The sequence below is a fragment of the Corynebacterium sp. ACRQK genome, from assembly GCF_022345965.1.
Taxonomy (GTDB): domain Bacteria; phylum Actinomycetota; class Actinomycetes; order Mycobacteriales; family Mycobacteriaceae; genus Corynebacterium.
The window spans coordinates 249,415-269,978 of the sequence record NZ_JAKRMU010000003.1; the positions used below are offsets into that span (position 1 = coordinate 249,415).

Consider the following 20,564-nt stretch of genomic DNA (forward strand, 5'->3'; position numbering starts at 1 on the left):
TACTACTGCTTCATTTCCGCCAGGAAGCCCACGCGCTCGTAGACCTGCTCGATGGTCTTCGCCGCGATTTCGCGGGCGCGACCCGCACCATTTGCGAGGATGCGGTTCAGTTCGGCGGGGTCGGCCATGTACTCGTCGTAGCGCTGGCGCAGCGGGGTGCAAAACGCCTCCAACACCTCGGCCGTGTCCTTCTTCAGGTCGCCGTAGCCAGAGCCGGCCTTCTGGTAGCCCTCCACCAGTTCGTCGATGCTCTTATCCCCCAACGCGGATTGGATGACCAGCAGGTTCGATACGCCCGGCTTGTTTTCCTTGTCGTAGCGGATCTCACCATCGTTATCGGTTACTGCCGAGCGGATGCGCTTGGCGGAGATCTTCGGGTCGTCCAGCAGATTAATCAGACCCTTGGGGTTGTCCGTGGACTTAGACATCTTGGCCGTCGGGTTCTGCAGGTCGTAGATCTTGGCCGCGCCCTCGGGGATGAAGCCCTCGGGAACCACGAAGGTCTTCTTGTAGCGGGAGTTGAATCGCTCCGCCAGGTTGCGGGTGAGCTCCAGGTGCTGGCGTTGGTCTTCGCCGACCGGCACCAGGTGCGGGCGGTACAGCAGAATGTCTGCGGCCATGAGCATCGGGTAGGCGTACAGGCCGGAGGTGGTGTTGTCGCCGCCCTGCTTGGCGGACTTGTCCTTAAACTGCGTCATGCGGCGCGCCTCACCGTCGCCGGTGATGCACATCAGCACCCATGCCAGCTGCGCATGCTCCGGCACGTGGGACTGCACATACAGGGTGGAGCGCTCCGGGTCGATGCCCAGCGCCAGCAGCTGTGCCACACCCGCGAGGGTGCGCTTGCGCAGGTCCTTGGGGCTGTAGCCGGGCACGGTGATGGCGTGCTGGTCGGGGATGAAGTAGAAGGTCTCGTAGTCTTCCTGCAACTGGATAAACTGCTTGACTGCTCCCAAGTAGTTGCCCAGGTGGTAGGAATCGCTGGTCGGCTGCAAGCCGGAGACGACGCGCTGTTTCTTCGCAGGTTGGTTCATATTATGTAACCTTACTCGTCGCTGTTTCGGGGTTCTTCGTGCGGGTTTTGTGACGCCTGGTCGTCCCCGTATTCGTACTCTCCCCGATCGACCAGTTCGAACCGATTTTTCCTCTTGCGCTTCTTCTGCCCGGTTTTGTCCTTCGGCGCCTTCGGCGCGCCCACGCTACGCCGGCGCATCTCGCGGCGCTGCACTCCGGCCTTGTTGAGCGCCCACATGGTCAGCCGCCCGGCGGGGTCGCGGACGTACTCGCGCTCCTGGTATTCGAAAACCGGCAGGGAAATGCGGTAGAAGATCGCCAGCAGGCGCAGGCCGAAGGCGAAGATCAGGCAAATGACAATGACCAGCTGGCTGCCGATAGTCTCGTCTAGGTTGAAGTGCAGCATGCCCATATACATCACCGCCACGAGGATGGCGATGGAGGCGTATAGCTCCTCGCTAAACACCAGCGGCACCCGGTCGCATAAAACGTCGCGCAGCACGCCGCCAAACACGCCCGTCACTACGGAGGAGACGATGACGATCAGGGGGTTGTACCCCAGCTCGAGCGCCACCTGCGCACCCAGTAGGGCGAAGGTGGAAAGGCCGACCGCGTCAAGCACCAGAAAGACGGTGCGAAAGTAGTCCATCAAGAAGCTGGCCAGCACTGTCACCAGCGCGGCGCCCAGCACAATGGCTAGGAAGATCGGCTCGTCCACCCAACGCAGCGGGTAGTGGCCGAACAGCAGGTCACGCACCGTGCCGCCGCCGAAGGCGGTTACCGAAGCGATGAGCATGACGCCGAACATGTCCATCCGCTGACGTCCCGCGGCTAGCGCCGCCGTCATTGATTCGGCGGTAAGCCCCAGGACGTAGAGGACGGTCAGCATGCATACTCCACCAGAACCGGGGAGTGGTCGGACCAGCGCTGGTCGTAGGCTGCGGCCTTATCCACCCACACGTTGTTGGCGGTCAGCGCGCGTTTCAGCATGCCGCGGGTGGCCACCTGCAGGTCGATGCGCCAGCCCGCGTCAGTATCGAAGGCCTGGCCGCGATAGGTCCACCAGGAGTAAGGCCCGGCCTGGTCGGGCAGCACCCGGCGCATCACGTCGAAGTAGTGCGGTTCCTCCGCCGCGCCAGCAGCCAGGCGGGCGATGGCGAGGTCCCCCGGCGCGTAGTCCACGGCTCCGAAGAAGTCGCCGGCCACGCCCGCGGGGTTTCCGTTGCGGCCGGAATCCTCGGCGTCCGCCACCTGGGTGGCTTTATCCGGGAAGGTGCCCAACAGGGAATCCATAAAGGCTCGCTCGTCGGGCAGGAAGCCGGACTTCTTGCGGTTAGTCTTCCAATTCTTCAGGTCTTCACGGCGGTGGCAGATGTTCCAGTCTCCGCCGACCACCAGCTCGGGGTGCCCGGCTTGCTCGGCCCGTGCTGCCCGGTTTTGCAGGTACTCACCGAAGGAATCCAGGAAGCGGTACTTCTCGTCCTGCTTCTCCGTCCCCGCCGAGCCGCTGGGCAGGTACAGGGAGGCCACGCGCACCGGCAGGTCTCCGGCATCCACCGTGGCTTCGATATAGCGACCGGAATCGGCGAACTCCTCTACTCCAAAGCCGATTTGCACGTCCCGCAGCGGCAAACGCGACAGTATGGCCACCCCGGCGCGCCCCTTGGCGGCGGCGGGCGCCTGAGCCAGGTGCCACTCCCCCAGGACGGGCTCCAGGGCAGCGCGCGTCTGCTTTTCGTCCGCGCGCACCTCCTGCATCAGCACCACGTCCGCCGGCGTGGCCTCCAGCCACGGCAAGATCCCCCGGTTGTTCTCGTGGCGCACCTTCGCTGCCGCTCGAATTCCATTGACGTTGACCGTCGCAATAGTCAGTGACTTCATGAGTCCCTACCCTACTAACCCAGACGACTAACCCTTACTATTCCTTAAAGCTTTAGAATCTACGCCCGGGCGGCCGCGAGCTGACGGCGTCGTAAATAATAGGCAGGAATCCACAGCAGAGCGCCACAGGCGGCCATCGCCGCACCGGCGAGCGCCGGGGTGGAATAGCCATAACCAGCGGCGATGACGGCACCGCCGACCGCCGCTCCCGCCGCATTCGCCATGTTCAACGCTGAGTGGTTCAGCGCCGCGGCGAGGGTCTGTGCGTCGCCCGCAACATCCATCAAACGGGTCTGCAGGTTCGGCACCAGGGTGGAACCCAACAAGCCGATCACGCCGAAGTTGATGATGCCTGCCACCGCGTTGTGGGACAGGAAGTAAAAGGCGGAGAGGACGACGATCAGTGACAGCAAGGTGCCGAGGATCGCGTACTCCAGGTTCCGGTCGGCCAGCACACCACCGATATAGGTGCCGATGACCATGCCAATGCCGTAGACCATCAGCGGAATCCAGATGAGGTTGGCGTTGAAGCCCGCGTTTTCCGTCAGCGTCCAAGAGATATAGGTGTAGACCGCGAACATGCCGCCGAAACCGACGGTGCCAATGGCGAGGGTCATAAGCACCTGCGAATTCACCAATGCGCCGAGCTCCGTCAGCGGCTTGGTGCGGGGCATCAGCGTCATGTGCGGCACGGTGAACCACAAAGCGACGAAGGTGATCACGCCGATGGCCGCGACCATCGCGAAGGCCGCGTTCCAGCCGAAAGTGGAACCCAACCACTGCGCAATCGGCACGCCGATGACCGTGGCGATGGAAAGGCCCATGCCCGTCAATGCCACGGCCTTACCGCGCTTGCCGTTCGGAGCCATGGAGGCGGCGATCAGCGCGGTGACGGAGAAGTACGCGCCGTGCGGGAAGCCCGCAATGAAACGGGAGAGCATCAGGATCCCATAGGAGTGTGCGAATACACTCAGGCCGTTGCCGATCACGAAGGCGCCCATCAGCAGCAGCGCCAAGCGGCGGCGCGGGATAGACCCCGTGAGGGTGGTAATCAGCGGAGCGCCGACGACCACGCCCAGCGCATAAGCGGAAATCACGTGGCCGGCCTGGTCCTCCGAGATAGAGAAGTCCTCCGCGATGAGGTTCAGCAAACCCATCGCCACAAACTCCGTGGTGCCGATGCCAAAACCACCGAGGGCCATCGCCACCATGGCGATATAACGGTGACGGTTGGAGATCTCCGTCTGGCGCGGAACCGGACGGCGGGAGGGCAACTTTGTAAGTTTCGTTTCGCTCACGGGCATCGCTCGCTTTCAAAAGTTGATAGGGCGGGAAGTGCGGCGGGTAGGTCGCAAGAGCGCGGCGGGCAGGCGTCAAAAAAATTTTTAGGCTTTAAAACAGAACAGGCCGCGCGGTGGGCAATAACCCCGTACCATTCACAGGTTTGATGTTTGCCGTATTCTTGGATCGTAAACCACTAAAAGACCAACTGACTAACTAGAGGCTGGGAGACGAACGCCACATGGCAAAGATCATCTACACCCGCACCGACGAAGCCCCACTCTTGGCGACGTATTCTTTGAAGCCGATTGTGGAGGCTTTTGCTTCGACCTCTGGAGTGGATGTGGAGACCCGCGATATTTCGCTGGCCGCCCGCATCCTGGCCGCGTTCTCCGACGTGCTGCCCGAGGAGCAGAAGGTTGACGACGCTCTGGCTGAGCTCGGCGAGCTGGCCAAGACCCCGGATGCGAACATCATCAAGCTGCCGAACATCTCTGCGTCTATCCCACAGCTGCAGGCAGCCATCGCGGAGCTACAGAAGGCGGGCTACGACCTGCCGGATTACCCGTCCGAGCCGAAGACCGACGAGGAGCGCGACGCGCAGGCTCGCTATGACTCCGTGAAGGGCTCCGCCGTTAACCCGGTGCTGCGCGAGGGCAACTCCGACCGCCGCGCGCCGAAGGCCGTGAAGAACTTCGCCCGCAAGCACCCGCACTCCATGGGCAAGTGGTCGCCGGATTCCAAGACGAATGTCGCCACGATGGAGGCCGACGACTTCCGCCACAACGAGCAGTCGGTAATCATCGATGGCGGTGATACGCTGCGCATCCAGCTGGTCAAGCCGAACGGCGAGACACAGGTGTTGAAGGAAGAGCTGCCGGTGCTGGACAAGGAGATTGTTGACGCCACGGTGATGCGGGCCGAGGCTCTCAGCACCTTCTTCCGAGCTCAGGTGGCTCGCGCTAAGGCAGAGGGTGTGCTGTTCTCCGTGCACCTGAAGGCCACGATGATGAAGGTCTCCGACCCAATCATGTTCGGCCACGCGGTGCGCGCATACTTCCACGACGTGTTCGAGCAGTACGGCGACCAGCTGCTGCCGGCAGGCCTGAACGGTGAGAACGGCTTGGGTGCCATCCTGGATGCACTGGATGCGGACAAGGTAGACAACGCAGCCGAGATCCGCGAGGCCTTCGACAAGGCTCTGGCCGACGGCCCGGACCTGGCGATGGTGAACTCCGACAAGGGCATCACTAACCTGCACGTGCCGTCCGACGTGATTGTGGATGCTTCCATGCCGGCGATGATCCGCACCTCCGGCCAGATGTGGAACAAGAACGATGAGACCCAGGATGCGCTGGCGGTTCTTCCGGATTCCTCCTATGCGAGCATCTACCAGGTCGTTATCGACGACTGCCGCAAGAATGGAGCCTTTGACCCGACCACGATGGGCACCGTGCCGAACGTTGGTCTGATGGCGCGGAAGGCCGAGGAGTACGGTTCCCACGACAAGACCTTCCGCATCGAGGCCGAGGGCCGCGTGCAGGTGCTGAACAGCGCCGGCGACGTGCTGATGGAACACGAGGTTGCCGAGGGTGACATCTGGCGCGCTTGCCAGGCCAAGGACATCCCGCTGCAGGACTGGGTGAAGCTGGCCGTGAAGCGCGCCAGCGCCACCGGCGCCCCGGCTGTGTTCTGGCTGGATCCGGAGCGCGCGCACGACCGGAACGTGCAGAAGCAGGTGGAAACCTACCTGAAGGACCACGACACCGAGGGGCTGGACATCCGCATTCTGCCGCCGGAAGAGGCAATGCAGCTCTCCCTCGACCGCATCCGCGCTGGCGAGGACACGATTTCCGTCACCGGTAACGTGCTGCGTGACTACCTGACGGACCTTTTCCCGATCATGGAGCTGGGCACTTCCGCGAAGATGCTTTCCGTGGTGCCGCTGATCGCCGGCGGTGGCCTGTTCGAGACCGGTGCGGGTGGTTCCGCACCAAAGCACGTGGCTCAGCTGACTGAGGAGAACCACCTGCGTTGGGATTCCCTGGGTGAGTTCCTGGCGCTGGCGGAGTCTCTGCGCAAGCTGCAGGAGACGGACGACAACCCGCGCACCCCGATCCTGGGTGACGCTCTGGATGCTGCCACCGAGTCCGTGCTGAACGAGTCTAAGTCCCCGTCCCGCAAGGTCGGAGAGATCGACAACCGCGGTTCCCACTTCTACCTGGCGAAGTTCTGGGCCCGCGAGCTGGCTGACCAGACTCGCGATGCTGAGCTGGCGGAGATCTTTAAGCCTGTTGCTGACGCCCTCAAGGCCAACGAGGAAAAGATCTCCCAGGAGCTGCTGGACATCCAGGGCCGCGAGGTGGATCTGGGCGGCTACTACTGGCCGAACGATGAGAAGACGAATGCTGTGATGCGCCCGTCTTCGACGTTCAACGAGATCATCGACGGCCTGAACACCAACAAGTAGCCGGCTGGGCTGGCGATAACCCCGGCGCTGGCACTGTGCTGCTGGCGCTGGGGTTTTCTTGTGCCTGCGTCCGCCCTTCTCCGCCGCCCTTCCCCTTACCCTCACTCAGCCAAGCCTCAGGAGACCCAGATGTCGTTAGAACGGGAATACGTCACTCCTTAAAAATCCAGAGCTCCAGCGCCAACCTTCTGACCAGTGGTTTTGCATATTTGCAAACAGTTACAAATAACACATTCCCGTTCTAGCGACATTTCGCCCGCCAGAGAGGCCTTAAGTATCGGAAATCTTGCAGAACATGGGCGGCAGGGGGCACCACCGGCAGCGGAGCCGCGGAGGCGACGAGGTCGCGAAGCAGAGAGCCACGGAGGTGTTGTGGTGAACCGGTGAGTTGGCGCGGCGACTACTTAGTGGCGAAGTATTACCAAGACAGACAATATCCCAGAGTTTCTAGACCAAGCGGTACAGCGATTTCCAAAATAGCAAACACCTTACCAACTGGGACTTTGTGGCGTCAATAAGAAAAAAGTAGACAGAGCGGTTTACTTTTAATGCGCGTGGGTCTATCGTCGTAACACAGCAAAGCTAAACAGCAAACCAAAGCGCAAACCAACCAACAAAACCCCAAAGGACCACACCAATGCCGAAGTACACCAACGAGAACGCAGAACAGTGGGGCTTCGCCACCCGCCAGATCCACGCGGGCCAGCCCGTCGGCGACACCGGCGCACGCAACCTGCCGATCCACTTCACCACCAGCTACGTCTTCAACGACGCAGAGCACGCCAAGCAGCGCTTCCACCTGGAAGACCTGGGCCCCATCTACTCCCGCCTGACCAACCCCACTGTAGAGGCGCTGGAGAACCGCCTGAACTCCCTGGAAGGCGGCGTACACGCAGTCGCTTTCGCCTCCGGCATGGCTGCCGAGACCGCCGCAATCCTCAACCTGGCCGGCGCCGGCGACCACATTGTCGCCTCTCCGCGCCTGTACGGCGGCACCGAAACTCTGCTGCAGCACACCTTGCCGAAGCTGGGCATCGAAACCACTTTCGTGGAAAACCCCGACGACCCGGAATCCTGGCAGGCCGCCGTCCGCCCGAACACCAAGGCCTTCTTCGCCGAGACCTTCGCAAACCCGCAGGCAGACGTCCTGAACATCCCGGCCGTCGCAGAGATCGCCCACGCTAACCAGGTCCCGCTGATCGTAGACAACACCCTGGCCACCGCCGCCCTGGTCCGCCCGCTGGAGCTGGGCGCGGACGTCGTAGTCGCATCCCTGACGAAGTTCTACACGGGCAACGGCTCGGGACTCGGCGGCATCATCGTCGACGGCGGCTCCTTCGACTGGTCAGTCAAGCGCGACGGCCAGCCGGTCTTCCCCGGCTTCGTCAACCCGGACCCGGCCTACCACGGCCTGAAGTACGTGGACCTGGCCCCGGCTGCCTTCGGCATGAAGCTCCGCGCCGGCATTATCCGCGATACGGGCGCCACCCTCTCCGCGTTCAACGCATGGGTTGTGGCCCAGGGCTTGGATACGCTGACCTTGCGCATCGCCAAGCACAACGAGAACGCGAAGGCCGTGGCGGAGTTCCTGGCCGAGCAGCCGCAGGTGGCCACCGTGAACTACGCGGGCCTGCCGACCTCCCCGTGGTTCAAGGTCAAGGAGGAACTGGGCCTGGAGTACACCGGCTCTGTCTTGAGCTTCGACCTGAAGGTCGACGACCCGACCTCGGAGGAGGCGAAGGAAAAGGCCTGGGCCTTCATCGATGCCCTGCAGCTGCACTCTGACCTGGCAAACGTTGGCGATGTGCGTTCCCTGGTGGTGCACCCAGCCACCACCACCCACTCGCAGTCCGATGCGCATGGCCTGGCCCGCGCGGGTGTGTCCCACGCTACGGTTCGCCTGTCCGTGGGCATTGAGGACATCACCGACATCATCGACGACCTGAAGCTCGGCTTCGCGGCCATCTAAGGCTGTCTAGGATCTAGGCTTTAGGCTGATTCCCATGAACCCCGAGTTCCTCCCCGCTTCTGGCGCGTCGCGCACGGTCTCTATCGGCGACGTGGTCACGGAGGCGGGTGTAACTATTTTTGACGCCGAACTCCGCTACTTTGCGTTCTACGACTCTCCGGAGGGCGCCGCGGACTATGCCGAGTTCTCGGCCGGCCCCGAGGCGGGCCTGTCCCCGGAGGACCGACCGATTGTTCTGATCGAGCATGCCCTCACTGGCGACGGCAATGCCGCCGACTGGTGGGCGGACATGGTGGGGCCGAACAAGCCCATCGACACCACCCGCTACCTGGTGCTCTGTGCCAATGTGCTGGGCAGCTGCCAGGGGTCCACCGGCCCGAGTTCGCCTCACCCCGACGGCCAGGCGTGGGGCTCGCGATTCCCTGGCCTGTCGATCCGTGACATGGTTACGGCGGAACGGCTGTTGTTGGAGCGTGTGGGCGTCACAAAGGTCCATGCCCTTGTGGGTGCCTCGATGGGCGGGGCACGGGTGCTGGAGTGGTCGCTCATGTACCCGGAGATGGTCAACGCGGCGTTACCGATCGCGGTGAGCGCGCGTGCGTCTGCGTGGCAGATTGGCCTGCAGTCCAGCCAGATCCGCTTCATTGAGGCGGACCCGGCCTGGCAGGGCGGCGATTACTACGACACGGGCGTGGTTCCTTCGCATGGGCTGGGGCAGGCGCGCCGCATCGCGCACCTGACGTATCGAGGCGAGCTGGAAGTCGATGAGCGTTTCGGCGTGGATCCGCAGAACGGCGAAAACCCCTACGGGCCGTACCGCGACCCTCACCAGCGTTTCGCGGTGGAGAGTTACCTGGATCGCCAGGCCGAGAAGCTGGTAGCGCGCTTCGATGCGGGCAGCTATGTAGTGCTGACCGACGCACTAAACAGGCATGACGTCGGCCGTGGCCGGGGTGGCATGAACGCCGCCTTGGGCTCGTGTGAGGTACCGACGATGGTGGTGGGTGTGGATACCGACATTCTGTACCCGCTGCACCAACAGGAGCACCTGTCGCGCAACCTGGGGGACTTCATCGGCATGTCGAAGATCACCTCGCCGACAGGCCACGATGGGTTCCTGATCGAGTCGCGCCAGATGGGCCAGGCGTTGGCGAAGTTCCTGGCGAAGGCGAAGATCATCGCCGAAGGCACCGAGGGCGCCGAGGGTAACGAGGGCGCTGCGCGGAGTTAGCTGGTCAGCGGGTCGACGCTCACGGCGATCCACAGAATGATTATGCCGATGGCGGCGGTGAAGGCGGTATCGAACTTGCGCGAACGCACCGCCAGCACGCCCAGCACGCGGGAGTCCAGGAGTAAGCGAAGTACAGCCAGGTAGACCATCGCGCTGCCCAGCATGACGCTAGCTCGACGCCACCTGTCCACCAACAACAGCGCCAGCACAGCCAGCAGCATCAGCCCGAACAGCCCCAGCAGCACGTACTGGACGGACCGAGAGAACCGGGAGGGCGGGTTGTTTCGGTCGTGGGGGTTATCGAGGAGCCGCTGGCGGGCGTCGCCAATGCGGGCGGGGCGGGAGCGATTAGGCACGCAGCAGCTTCTCCGCGCGCTCGACGACGTTGCGCACCAGGAAGGCTCGGGTCAGCGGGCCTACTCCCCCGGGGTTCGGGGAGACGGCGCCGGCAACGTCCCACACGTCCGGGTGTACGTCGCCCTTCAGCTTGCCGTCCTCGCCGCGGGAGACTCCCACGTCCAGGATCGCCGCACCCGGCTTGACCATGTCCGCGGTGATCATGTGCGGCACGCCAGCGGCCGCGACGATCACGTCCGCGGCCTTCGTCTCCGCCGCCAGGTCTTTCGTGCCGGTGTGGCACAGGGTGACAGTGGAGTTCTCGCTGCGGCGGGTGAGCATCAAGCCGATCGGGCGGCCGACCGTCACTCCGCGGCCGATGACTACAACTTTCGCGCCGTTCAACTCCACACCGAAGCGGCGGAGCAGGTGGATCGCACCGTTAGGGGTGCAGGGCAGCGGAGCGGGCTCGTTGAGCACCAGCTTGCCCAGGTTCACCGGGTGCAGGCCATCGGCATCCTTGTCCGGATCGATGCGCTCCAGCACAGCGTTTTCATCCAGGTGCTTGGGCAGTGGCAGCTGCACAATGTAGCCGGTGCAGGCATCGTCAGCGTTTAACTCGTCGATGACTGCGTTGAGCTCTTCCTGGGAAACGTCCGCCGGGAGATCCTTGCGGATGGAGTTCACGCCGATCTGCTCGCAGTCCTTGTGCTTCATGCGCACATAGGAGTGGCTGGCCGGGTCGTTGCCCACCAGCACCGTCGCCAGGCCGGGAGTCACACCCTTTTCCTTCAGCGCGGCGACGCGCTGTTCCAGGTCGGCGAAGATCTCGTCGCGGTAGAGTTTTCCATCCAATTTAGTAGCTGCCATGCGCCCCATTATTCCACGCGGGCTCGCTGGGATCGAGGTGGCGTCATGGCTAAGAGAGCAACTAGTGCACGAAACTAGTAGGGCCTACCCGGCCAGTGCGGCGCATAGGCGACAGTCTGACGAGCAGGGTTCGTGGCGGCCACGACCACGCCAATGACGACGATGGCGATTCCAGCTAGCGCGACCAAGGTGGGGATTGTGAGAGTATGCTGCAGAGTCGTTTCGGTATCCAGCCAGGTATCGAGGATTTCGATGTAACGCTGCCCATCTTCCGTGGTCATTACGTCCCGGCCATTAGGTCCCCCGGTGGGCCAAGCTTTCTCTCCGTACTCTCGGATTTCCTCGCGGAAGTCCCACCCTGGCACCACCGCGAAAGCCGCCCCGCCACCCCACCAGACGAGCATGCCGCTCCAAAAAATGGCGAGGGAATCATTGCACCACTTCGGGATCGCGAGCGCCACGAAATTGAGGAGGCACTGAATGCCGAAGAAGAGCGGGCCGACCGCGCCGGCGATTAGAAGTATCCCCACCCAGTCCTTGCCATAAAACACGAAGCGCAGGATGCAATACACAATCGGCATGAGGAAAGCAGCGAGCCAGCCGATGAGCAGGGGCATGAAGCGAGAGTCTTGGCCGGTTTGCGGCGGCGGGGCATACCCGTAGGCGGGCATGGGGGCAGGCGAGCCGAAGTGAGGGTACGTCATGCCACCGATCCTGTCAGACGGCGGGCGCTTTGGCTGGGGATAAAGGCGAACATGATTATGGGAGGGGTTCGGTTAGAGGAATGTTCCCCGCTACACCCCGCCGGCGAAGCCCAACTGGCGCCACGCCTCATAGGCCGCCACCGCCGCCGCGTTCGATAGGTTCATGGACCGCCGCCCCGGAAGCATCGGGATGCGCACCTTCGCCGTCACCCGCGGGTCGGCCAACACATCGTCGGCCAGGCCAGTCGGCTCCGGACCAAAGAGCAGCACGTCCCCGGCACGATACTCAACTTCCGTAAACCACGTGCCCGTCTGTGCGGTGAAGGCGAATACCCGCCCCGAGCCGCGAGCCGGATCAGTCACATGGGCCAACGCCTCATCGATCCCCTCGTGGGTGTGCACATCCGCCAGCTCGTGATAATCCAGCCCCGCTCGGCGCACATGCTTGTCGTCGAACTTGAAGGCCAGCGGCCCCGCCAGGTGCAGCGAAGCCCCCGTGCCCGCGCACATGCGGATCGCGTTGCCCGTGTTCGGGGGGATCTCCGGGCGGTCGAACACTACGTGCAGTGGAGGATTCACACCCGCAAACTGGTTTTCAGACGTCATTCACCCAATCTAACCGGTACAAATGTAGCCATGAGCAACTCCCCCTCCCGCAGCTTCGACATCACCCTGATGGGTGCCACCGGTTTCGTCGGCGCGCTGACCGCCGACTACCTGGCCGCCAACGCCCCCGCCGACGTGCGCATCGCTCTGGCCGGCCGGAACCAGACAAAGCTGGAGGCCCGGCGCGAGCAGCTGGCTGCAAAGCACCCACGGGCCAAGGATTTCCCGCTGGTCATCGCCGATTCCAGCGATAATCGTTCCCTGGAGAAGCTGGTCCGCGATACTCGCGTGGTCATCTCCACTGTCGGCCCCTACTACCGCCACGGCTTCCCCTTGGTCCGCGAATGCGCCACCCACGGAACGCACTATGTCGACCTCGCTGGAGAGGCGCTCTTCATGCGCGAATCCGCTGATTCCTACCACGACCGCGCTACCGCCAGCGGGGCGCGCATCGTCCACGCCTGCGGCTTCGATTCTGTTCCGAGTGACCTGGGAATGCTGCTGCTGGGGCAGAGGGCGTCCGAAAATAGAGACACCCTCAAGTCCGCCACCATGATCGTGAAGATGAAGGGTGGGCTCTCCGGCGGCACGATCGACTCGATGCGCGAGCAATTCGCTGCCGCCAAGGGCAGCACCGAGAAGAAGCGGATGCTAGCCGACCCGTACACCCTCTCCCCTGACCGCGCCAACGAGCCGGACCTGGGCAAGCAGCCGGACTTCGGTGTGGTGCGCGAAAACGATATAAGTGGCACTAGCACAAGCGCTAGCGACAGTGGCGAGGACGTCTGGGCCGGCCCGTTCATCATGGCGAGCTCCAACACGCGCGTGGTGCGCCGCTCGAACGCACTGCTCGGCTACGAGTACGGCGACAAGCTGCGCTATAGCGAATACCAGTACACCGGCAAGGGGCTGAAGGGGCGCATGCGTGCCTTCACCATGGGCGCAGTGCTCGGCACGGCAGTGACGGCGCTGAACCAGGACAAGCTGCGCACGTTCCTCTCTCGCTGGGTACCTGAGCCCGGCGAGGGGCCGTCTGAGGCCGAACGCGATGCCGGTTTCTTCCACGCTAAGCACTACGGCGTCGGCGCCGGCGGCAGCACGTACACAAACACCATCAGCCTGGACGCCGACCCGGGGTACAAGGGCACGTCCCTGATGCTTAGCGAGGCTGCGCTCACTCTTGTTCTTTGTGACGCCGAACTGCCGACAGGCTCTACCTACCAAGGCAAAACCGGCGGCGGAGTGCTTACTCCGGCCACCGGCCTGGGGATGCCCTACGTGCGCCGCCTCAGCGACGCGGGCATGAAGTTCAGCGACTAGCGAACCATGCCTAGCTGAACAGGGTCTGCTCGTCCTCAGGTACGCCGTTCACCCGGTTTAGGCCCAGAGTATTGAGTTGGGTGACATGCTCCGGGGTCAGTTCGTCCAGGGAGGAAACCTGCAGCAGGCGCATGGTGCGGCGAACCTCGCTGGCCAGGATCTCGATGGCGCGGTTCACGCCGGCCTCGCCACCTGCCATCAGCCCATAGAGGTACGCGCGGCCGATCAGGGTGAACTTCGCGCCCTTGGCGATCGCGGCGACGATGTCCGCGCCATTCATGATGCCGGTATCCATAGCCACGTCCAGATCCTTGCCGACCTCGCGGGCGACCTCCGGCAGCAGCTGGAAAGGCACTGGGGCGCGATCCAGCTGGCGGCCGCCGTGGTTGGACAGGATGATGCCATCGACGCCCAGGTCGGCCAGCTTCTTGGAATCCGGCAGGTTCTGCACGCCCTTAACGACCAGCTTGCCGGGCCACATTTCGCGGATGGTCTTTAAATCCTCGAACTTGATGGAGGGATCCATCGCGGAGTCCAGCAGCTCGCCGACTGTGCCGTCGGTGCTGGTCAGGGAGGCAAACTCCAGCGGCGGAGTGGTCAGGAAGTCCCACCACCACCAGGGGCGCGGGATGGCGTTGAGCACGGTACCCAGGGAGATCTCCGGTGGGATGGAAAAGCCGTTGCGGGCATCGCGCAGGCGGTTACCAGCGACGGGCGTATCCACGGTGAACAGCAGGGTATCGAAGCCGGCCTTGGCCGCGCGTTCCACCAGCCCGTAGGAGATCTCGCGCTCCTTCATCACGTACAGCTGGAACCAGTTGCGGCCGTTCGGGTTGGCCTTCTGCACGTCCTCAATGCTGGTGGTGCCCAGGGTGGAAAGGCAGAACGGGATTCCTGCGGACCCCGCGGCGCTCGCGCCCGCGAGCTCACCTTCGGTCTGCATCAGGCGGGTAAAGCCGGTCGGAGCGATGCCAAACGGCAGAGAGGACTTACCTCCGAAAACCTCTGCGGTGGTGTCCACATTGGATACGTCGTTCAGGATCGACGGGTGGAACTCTACGTCCCGGAAAGCCTGGCGGGCGCGGTTCATCGAGATTTCTTCGTCGGCGGCGCCATCGGTGTAGTCGAATGCTGCGGCCGGGGTGCGGCGCTTAGCGATGGCGCGCAGATCCCAGATGGTCTGTGCATCGTTGAGGCGACGAGCCTTGAAATCCAGGGTGGGCTTTTTAAACTTCAGCAGGTCGAAAATCTCAACGGGGTTCGGGATCTGGCGTTTCTGGTGTGCCATGGGAAAATCGCTCTCCTCACAGGGTGTCTTCGCGGTTCATTCGCGCGAAATAGCGTGGTTCTGTAGGTCGCTGTTTTAGGGCCCAACAATTCCACGATAGGACGCTTCCCCGAGCTTCGCTGCCTGGGTATGCTGCAGCACTTCCCAATAGTGCAGCGACTTCCGCTTCCACTAGCTCAGCTCCGCGAAGAACTCCAGGATCCGCTCCCCGATTAGCTGCCGGGACTTCGGCTTTACAAACTGGTGGCCCTCCCCCGGAACCTCCAGGAACTGCGGGGTACGGCCCAGCTCCACTAGCGCGTCGTATAGCTGCTGGGATTCCTGCAGCGGCACGTTCGAGTCGTTAGCCCCGTGGATAAACAGCACCGGGGTGGTGATCAGCTCTGCCTTGTGCAGCGGGGAGATCTCCCACAGCAGCTCGGCATCGTGCATCGGGTACCCGTACTTCGGGGAGGCCGCGCTCGCCAGCCACGGCTCGGTCGACTCGTAGTAGGTCTCGAAGCTCGTCATGCCGCAAGCATCCACCACGCCTAGGAACATGTCCGGGTAGCGGGCAGCCGCCAGCACGGCTAGGAACCCGCCGTAACTGCGGCCTCCCAGGAATACCCGCCCTGCGGTGCACAAATCGGCGTCACAAAGAAAAGAAACAGTATCCGCAACGTCGTCGATCGCGGCGAAGCGACCATAACGGTCGTCGGCGTGGATGAAGGCGCGGCCGTTGCCCTTACTCCCGCGAATATTGGGTGTAAACACGGTGTAACCAGCGGCGACGATGTCCGCAAGCACGTCGTGGTGGGCGGGGCGGGATTGGCCTTCGGGGCCGCCGTGCAGATGCACGTACACCGGGCGGCCCGGCGCGGGGTCCTCCGGCAGGTACAGCCAGCCGGATAGCTCCAGGCCGTCGCGGGCGGTGTAGTAGACCAGTTCCGGGACGTCGCCCTGCCGGGCGCGCTCGTCCAGGCGGTCGGTGCGGTCTGAGTCCAGCGGCTCCACGCGTCCGGCCTCCAGGCGCAGTACCTCCACCGTCGGCGGCAGGTTTGGCCCTTCGACTGTCAGCGCCAACAGTTGGCCATCGTCAGTGATGGACAGGCCCGCGGCGACCATTCCCGGCAGCTCGACGGTGCGGCGGACCTGCACGCGCTGATCTTCGCCGAGGCTTAGCAGCTCCAGGTTGGAAATGCCCGCCTGGTTCCACAGCACCGCGGCGGTCGAAAGGTCCTCGCTGATGGCGAACTCGTCGACGTCCGCCTCGGGGTTGCTGATCAGTTCCTCGCGCTCGATACACACCGGACGCTCGCCCTCGATATCCACAACCAGCCGCATGAGCCGACGGCGGTCCGCGCCATGGTCGGTGACCACTAGAATCACCAGTCGGCTGTCCGTGATCGGCAGAATCCGGCCATCCTCCGTGGTGGCTCCCGGCTCCGGCGGCAGCAGCGGCATCCAACGGCCCCGCGGGGTAACCAGTAGCAGTTCGCGGTTGCCACGCGGGCCGACGCGCATGAGGCTATACCCGGCCTCCGAAGCGACGAGCAGCGCGTCGATGCGGCGGTCCATCACCTGGTAGCGCGACGTACTCGGGTCGACCAGACGCGCTTCCGTCATGCCGTCGGCCGCCACTGCGTCCATCGCCAGCTTGTCGCGGTCCCATTCGACCAGATGCGTGCGGGCGTCGAACGTGTTTCTTAGTGGTGACGCCCCTTCGACCTCAGGGTCCGTAGATACCGTGAAGGTCTCGAGCTTTTCGGAACCCTTAGGGGAAACCTCGCAGGCGATCCACTGTGCGTCCGGGGAGTGCAGCACGCGCGTGACGGGGCCTTCGATGGGCAGCTGCACGGGGCGTTCCTTGCCCACGCCATCCTCGGTGAGTGCTGCCTGGACGGCGTAGGGATACCCGCCATCGCGGACGATGTAGGCGATGGCAGTGCCGTTGGGGGCTAGCGAAGGGGCGGTCGTATGGCGCATGAATCCAGTATTCTAGCGAAGCCCTTTCGGCTGACCTAACAGTTTCGCCTTTAGGTAGAGACTGGTGCGGGTGGGGCGGAGAGACTCTATGCTGTGAAGACATGAGCATTTACGTGAACGCCTACTCCACCGTCCGCGCGGACGTGCCCTTCCGCGGACCGGGCGAGCCCGCCATCGCCTCCCGCGAGTTGTGCTTCGACTCGCCAGACCGGCCGTTCTTGAAGACCACGGCCAATGGCGCTGGCGAGGACGAGGAGCAGCAAACTCGTGAGCTGCTGGAACACCTAACTGGTTTCGAGGGGTACGCAGCCACGCAGGGTGAGGAGCGATTCGGCAGCTTTAACTCTTATATCCACACGGTGATGCAGCACATCCACAGCGTGCGGCGGCACTATGTGTTCGAGCGCGACGATGACTTTGACTTCTCCCACCTGGGAGAATTCGCCGACTGGGCACGCGAAGCCAACGCAATCTTCTTCCTGACCGACGGCACCGTGCGCAATGCAGGCGGCGCAGATCTACTGGATCCCGCACTGGTCGGCAGTTCCCAGGCCAGTGGAGCGCAGGCGAACTCTGTACCGCAGCACCCGGGCTCCGTAGAGCGGATGCGCCGCGTACGTGGAGGCCTGTGGCGGCAGGGTTTCCAGGTGGCGACGACGCTGCCGCCGGTGCGCAGCGAAGCCGAGGTGCTGCTGCGCCCCGCCGAGGAGGTCTTCAACCGGGCCGTGACTTTGTCCGTGGTGGCGACCGTTGCCGTAGCAGTGTTGAACGGCGAGCCCGTGGACTTCGACGCGTTGCGCTCTGGATCGCGGCGGACCTTCGACAACCTCACCCCGATTGAGCGGTCCTTCCTCGACGCCGCAGAGACTGCGCAAGAAGCGCAGGAGGCACAGGGAACACAGGCCTATAACCAGGAGCTGCAGGACGATGCGTACCAGCTGGCCTGGGCCTACACCGCTGCTGAGTTCCTCGCCTGGGTCGTCGGCCTGATCGACATTGACGTCTTCGGTTTTACTCCCGTGGATCTTCCCGCCCTGCGGAGTGCACTACGCACCGTGGATAAGGAAGGGCGCGATGCGTCCGCACTGCCACTGCGCAGCCTCCCGGAGATCTGCGACGTCTTGGAGCACATCTACTCTCTGCGCTGGGTTTCCGTGGAGCTGCAGTCCGATAACCCCAGCCAGACCGGCCCTGGCACCCTCCAGCCTCAGGATCACTCCACCCTCGTCGAACGTCACCGCGCCGTCGCCTGGCTGACCGATCCGGTTATCGCGTATGACGACGTAGATCTCTCTACTTAAAGGTCGACTCTCTCCAAGTCGCCCCCAACGCCCGCACGCGGCCCGGGGTCACCGGTGATGGGACTCAAAGAACGCGGCGACTTCGCCCGACGCGGTCACCGCATTAGAGCGGCGCTCGCGCGAACGGTCCTCCGCGCCCGCGCCGGCCTCGCCCGTGCGCTCGCCCATCCAGGTGTGTCCCGCATCGCCGATCGCCAGATGCATGACCTCCATGTGTTGACCGCAGTTCGGCCACTGGACGCGCTGCACGGCGTCCGTCACGCGGGTGGCAATCGGCGCGCCCACGCAATGCGCGCGGCTCGCATATAGCTGCGAGAACTCGAAAGCTCCCAGGTACTCGTCCTTGTATCGTTCGCCGCCACCATAGTGGATCGTCTGATCCTTGCGGCCATGAATGTCCAGGTACGGGGTGGTTTCACCGCGCTTGAAGCGGACGTCCTGTGGCTTCTTCGGGTCCGCTCCCTTCTCTGCGCAGGCGCGCCACGTGCCCGAGTAGTAGGCCGCGGATACGGCCGCGAAGGCCGCAAACTCGTCCGGCATCTCACAGGCCAGCTTGCCCACGAAACCGCCGCCGTTGGACATGCCCGTCGCGTAGATCCGGTTCGCATCCACTTGGTAGGTGGAAGACACCGCATCCATCACATCGCGGACGAAGCGCACGTCCTCGCCGGCCTTCACCCGCGCGTACGGGGCGCCCTCCCATGCGTTGCCGATGCCCTGCAGATACACCACGATCGCGTTCTTGCCCGCCAGGTCGGTGTAGCGCGCCATCTGGCTGGCCTGCTCGCGGTAGCCGTGGAACGCGAAGATCAGCGGGAGGGGCTTCTGGTTCTTCGCCTCCTCCTGCTGGTTCTCCTTCTGGTTCTTGTCATAGGGCTGCGCGCCGCGCGGGACGTTAATGATGTAGCGGCGGTCGCGCTTGCCGGACTTGAGCTCGAGGGTTTTGTTCTGCCCTGCCTTCGGCACTTCGCGGATCGGGTGGAAGTGCTGCGGGATTCGCGCCACCGCAGGAGAAACCTGCACGTTGGGGCCTGCGGGTGGGATGGCCACCGCTTCCGTCGGAGCGAAATCCGCCGGTTCCTTCACCGCGTTGTGCGCCTGCGGATCGTCATGGGGGGCGTGGGTGATCTTCTGGATGGCCACGCCCATCCCGGCTGCGCAGAGCAGCAGAAATGCCGCGAAAACGGTTGCCGCGATGCGCCTGCGGCGGAATTGTTGTTCCGTGGGGCGGCTGCCGGTGGGGCGCTCCGGCGCGCGGCGATTGTTGGCGCGGTCCGCTCGGTGCCGTCCGCCCTTCGCGCGGTTTTCGGGATTCTGTTGATGACGCCGCCGGCTGCCCCGCCAGTATTCCTCCCCGAAGCGCGCAGCTTCCTGACCGCTGACCTGTGGAGGCGCCGCCAGGTGGAGGCGCTCCTTCCGAGCCGAGTTTCCCCGCGCGCGACGTTGCGCGCGGGGGTCATCGGGGTCGAAAGGCTCACGAGTCACGGGGACGATTGTTCTTGGCTGCTACGCCTGTGTCAATTACCGGCCCAGTGTTCAGCATCATCCCAGCGAGAAGCGCCGACTTAGCGGAAATCTCGCGAGCCCGCGTGTGCTCCCGCGATCTCGCCGGCCGGCCGCAGCTGAGTCTCCACCTGTTCCAGCAGATCCGCCGTCACGGTAGCCGCCCCCTCCGCGTTGTGGACAATCCCCCGAACGACCAGGATCTTTGCATTTAGCGCGACCGCCCGCTGCCGCACCCACAGCCCCTGCGAGACCACAATATTCGCCAGCCCGGTCTCGTCCTCCAAGCCGAAAAACACCACCCCACCTGCGGTTGCGGGGCGCTGCCGATGGGTCACCACGCCAGCGACGCGCACCCGCGTGCCATCGGGGACGCGCAGCAGGCTATCGGCCGTCACCACTGCCGCGCCGCCACGCGGGGCAGTATCACCGGAGTGCGCAACCCGCGGGGCAGGGCGCAGGTGCCACTCGTCCAGGTATTCGCGCAGCAGATGCACCGGATGCTCGGCCGTCGTCACGCCCGTGGTCGCTAGTTCGGACGCCACCATCTCAAAAGCACTCATCCCAGGCAACGCCGGTGCATGCACGCCGGACGTCCCCGGCAGCATTCCCGGCCGCTCGGTCGCCGCCACCCCGGCGGCCCACACGGCCTGGCGGCGGGTCAGCCCGAGGCTCCCCAAAGCCCCCGCCCGCGCCAGCTTCTCCACATGAGCCACGGTCAGCCCGGCTTCGCGGGATAGGTCTTCCACGCTGGTGAAGCGGCCGATCCGCTCGCGTGCTTCCACGATGCGCTCCGCCACCTCGGCGGAGATCCCCTTCTGTCTC

At 64.0% G+C, this 20,564-nt stretch carries 17 protein-coding genes; 5 read left to right on the forward strand and 12 right to left on the reverse strand.

Features of this window, described 5'->3' with window-relative positions; genetic code table 11:
* Positions 1-2: 2 nt before the first annotated feature.
* Genes trpS through MHX63_RS05390 form a run of 4 tightly spaced genes read right to left on the reverse strand, consistent with a single transcriptional unit; the run spans position 3 to position 4,199 of the window.
* A complete protein-coding gene (gene trpS, locus MHX63_RS05375) occupies positions 3-1,034 on the reverse strand; it encodes a tryptophan--tRNA ligase (RefSeq protein ID WP_239387560.1) in 1,032 nt (343 codons plus the stop codon).
* 11 nt (positions 1,035-1,045) lie between these two features.
* Complete coding sequence (locus tag MHX63_RS05380; protein ID WP_239387562.1) at positions 1,046-1,903, reverse strand: trimeric intracellular cation channel family protein; 858 nt, start codon at positions 1,901-1,903, stop codon at positions 1,046-1,048.
* Positions 1,897-2,895 (reverse strand): exodeoxyribonuclease III, encoded by a 999-nt coding sequence (locus tag MHX63_RS05385; RefSeq protein ID WP_239387563.1) that lies wholly within the window; start codon positions 2,893-2,895, stop codon positions 1,897-1,899. Before MHX63_RS05385 ends, MHX63_RS05380 begins: the two co-directional genes overlap by 7 nt.
* A gap of 59 nt (positions 2,896-2,954) precedes the next feature.
* Positions 2,955-4,199 (reverse strand): MFS transporter, encoded by a 1,245-nt coding sequence (locus MHX63_RS05390; protein ID WP_239387564.1) that lies wholly within the window; start codon positions 4,197-4,199, stop codon positions 2,955-2,957.
* 218 nt (positions 4,200-4,417) lie between these two features.
* Here MHX63_RS05390 and MHX63_RS05395 point away from each other — a divergent pair, with 218 nt between their 5' ends.
* The 3 genes from MHX63_RS05395 (at position 4,418) to MHX63_RS05405 (ending at position 9,846) form a co-directional block, all read left to right on the forward strand.
* Positions 4,418-6,646 (forward strand): NADP-dependent isocitrate dehydrogenase, encoded by a 2,229-nt coding sequence (locus MHX63_RS05395; RefSeq protein ID WP_239387565.1) that lies wholly within the window; start codon positions 4,418-4,420, stop codon positions 6,644-6,646.
* 637 nt (positions 6,647-7,283) lie between these two features.
* A complete protein-coding gene (locus tag MHX63_RS05400; protein WP_239387566.1) occupies positions 7,284-8,615 on the forward strand; it encodes an O-acetylhomoserine/O-acetylserine sulfhydrylase in 1,332 nt (443 codons plus the stop codon).
* Between the two features lie 34 nt (positions 8,616-8,649).
* Entirely contained in the window at positions 8,650-9,846 is a 1,197-nt protein-coding gene (locus tag MHX63_RS05405) for a homoserine O-acetyltransferase (protein ID WP_239387567.1), read from the forward strand.
* Here MHX63_RS05405 and MHX63_RS10495 read toward each other — a convergent pair.
* The 4 genes from MHX63_RS10495 to MHX63_RS05425 all read right to left on the reverse strand — a co-directional run bounded on the left by MHX63_RS10495 (position 9,843) and on the right by MHX63_RS05425 (position 12,362).
* The gene (locus MHX63_RS10495) at positions 9,843-10,202 is read right to left on the reverse strand and encodes a DUF3017 domain-containing protein (RefSeq protein WP_239387568.1); all 360 of its coding nucleotides are present in this window, start codon (positions 10,200-10,202) and stop codon (positions 9,843-9,845) included. The two genes, MHX63_RS05405 and MHX63_RS10495, sit on opposite strands and share 4 nt — an antisense overlap.
* The gene (locus tag MHX63_RS05415) at positions 10,195-11,052 is read right to left on the reverse strand and encodes a bifunctional methylenetetrahydrofolate dehydrogenase/methenyltetrahydrofolate cyclohydrolase (RefSeq protein WP_239387569.1); all 858 of its coding nucleotides are present in this window, start codon (positions 11,050-11,052) and stop codon (positions 10,195-10,197) included. Before MHX63_RS05415 ends, MHX63_RS10495 begins: the two co-directional genes overlap by 8 nt.
* 74 nt (positions 11,053-11,126) lie before the next feature.
* Positions 11,127-11,756 carry a hypothetical protein gene (locus MHX63_RS05420; protein WP_239387571.1) on the reverse strand — a complete coding sequence of 210 codons (630 nt, stop codon included), beginning with the start codon at positions 11,754-11,756 and terminating at the stop codon, positions 11,127-11,129.
* Positions 11,757-11,846: 90 nt separating this feature from the next.
* Positions 11,847-12,362, reverse strand: a complete 516-nt coding sequence (locus MHX63_RS05425) for a tRNA (cytidine(34)-2'-O)-methyltransferase (RefSeq protein ID WP_239387572.1) — start codon at positions 12,360-12,362, stop codon at positions 11,847-11,849.
* A gap of 30 nt (positions 12,363-12,392) precedes the next feature.
* Here MHX63_RS05425 and MHX63_RS05430 point away from each other — a divergent pair, with 30 nt between their 5' ends.
* Entirely contained in the window at positions 12,393-13,682 is a 1,290-nt protein-coding gene (locus tag MHX63_RS05430; RefSeq protein WP_239387573.1) for a trans-acting enoyl reductase family protein, read from the forward strand.
* Between the two features lie 10 nt (positions 13,683-13,692).
* Here the strand turns inward: MHX63_RS05430 and MHX63_RS05435 are convergent, their stop codons facing one another.
* Entirely contained in the window at positions 13,693-14,970 is a 1,278-nt protein-coding gene (locus tag MHX63_RS05435; protein ID WP_239387574.1) for an alpha-hydroxy acid oxidase, read from the reverse strand.
* A 171-nt stretch (positions 14,971-15,141) separates the two neighbouring features.
* Positions 15,142-16,935 carry a S9 family peptidase gene (locus MHX63_RS05440; RefSeq protein WP_239387576.1) on the reverse strand — a complete coding sequence of 598 codons (1,794 nt, stop codon included), beginning with the start codon at positions 16,933-16,935 and terminating at the stop codon, positions 15,142-15,144.
* Between the two features lie 101 nt (positions 16,936-17,036).
* Between MHX63_RS05440 and MHX63_RS05445 the strand changes: the two genes are divergently transcribed.
* Positions 17,037-18,236 (forward strand): DUF4272 domain-containing protein, encoded by a 1,200-nt coding sequence (locus MHX63_RS05445; RefSeq protein ID WP_239387577.1) that lies wholly within the window; start codon positions 17,037-17,039, stop codon positions 18,234-18,236.
* 48 nt (positions 18,237-18,284) lie between these two features.
* Here MHX63_RS05445 and MHX63_RS05450 read toward each other — a convergent pair whose 3' ends face one another.
* Positions 18,285-19,721: a prolyl oligopeptidase family serine peptidase gene (locus MHX63_RS05450; RefSeq protein WP_239387578.1), complete on the reverse strand. Its 1,437-nt coding sequence runs from the start codon at positions 19,719-19,721 to the stop codon at positions 18,285-18,287.
* An 80-nt stretch (positions 19,722-19,801) separates the two neighbouring features.
* The coding region (locus MHX63_RS05455; RefSeq protein ID WP_239387579.1) for a helix-hairpin-helix domain-containing protein at positions 19,802-20,564 on the reverse strand (763 nt) is incomplete at its 5' end.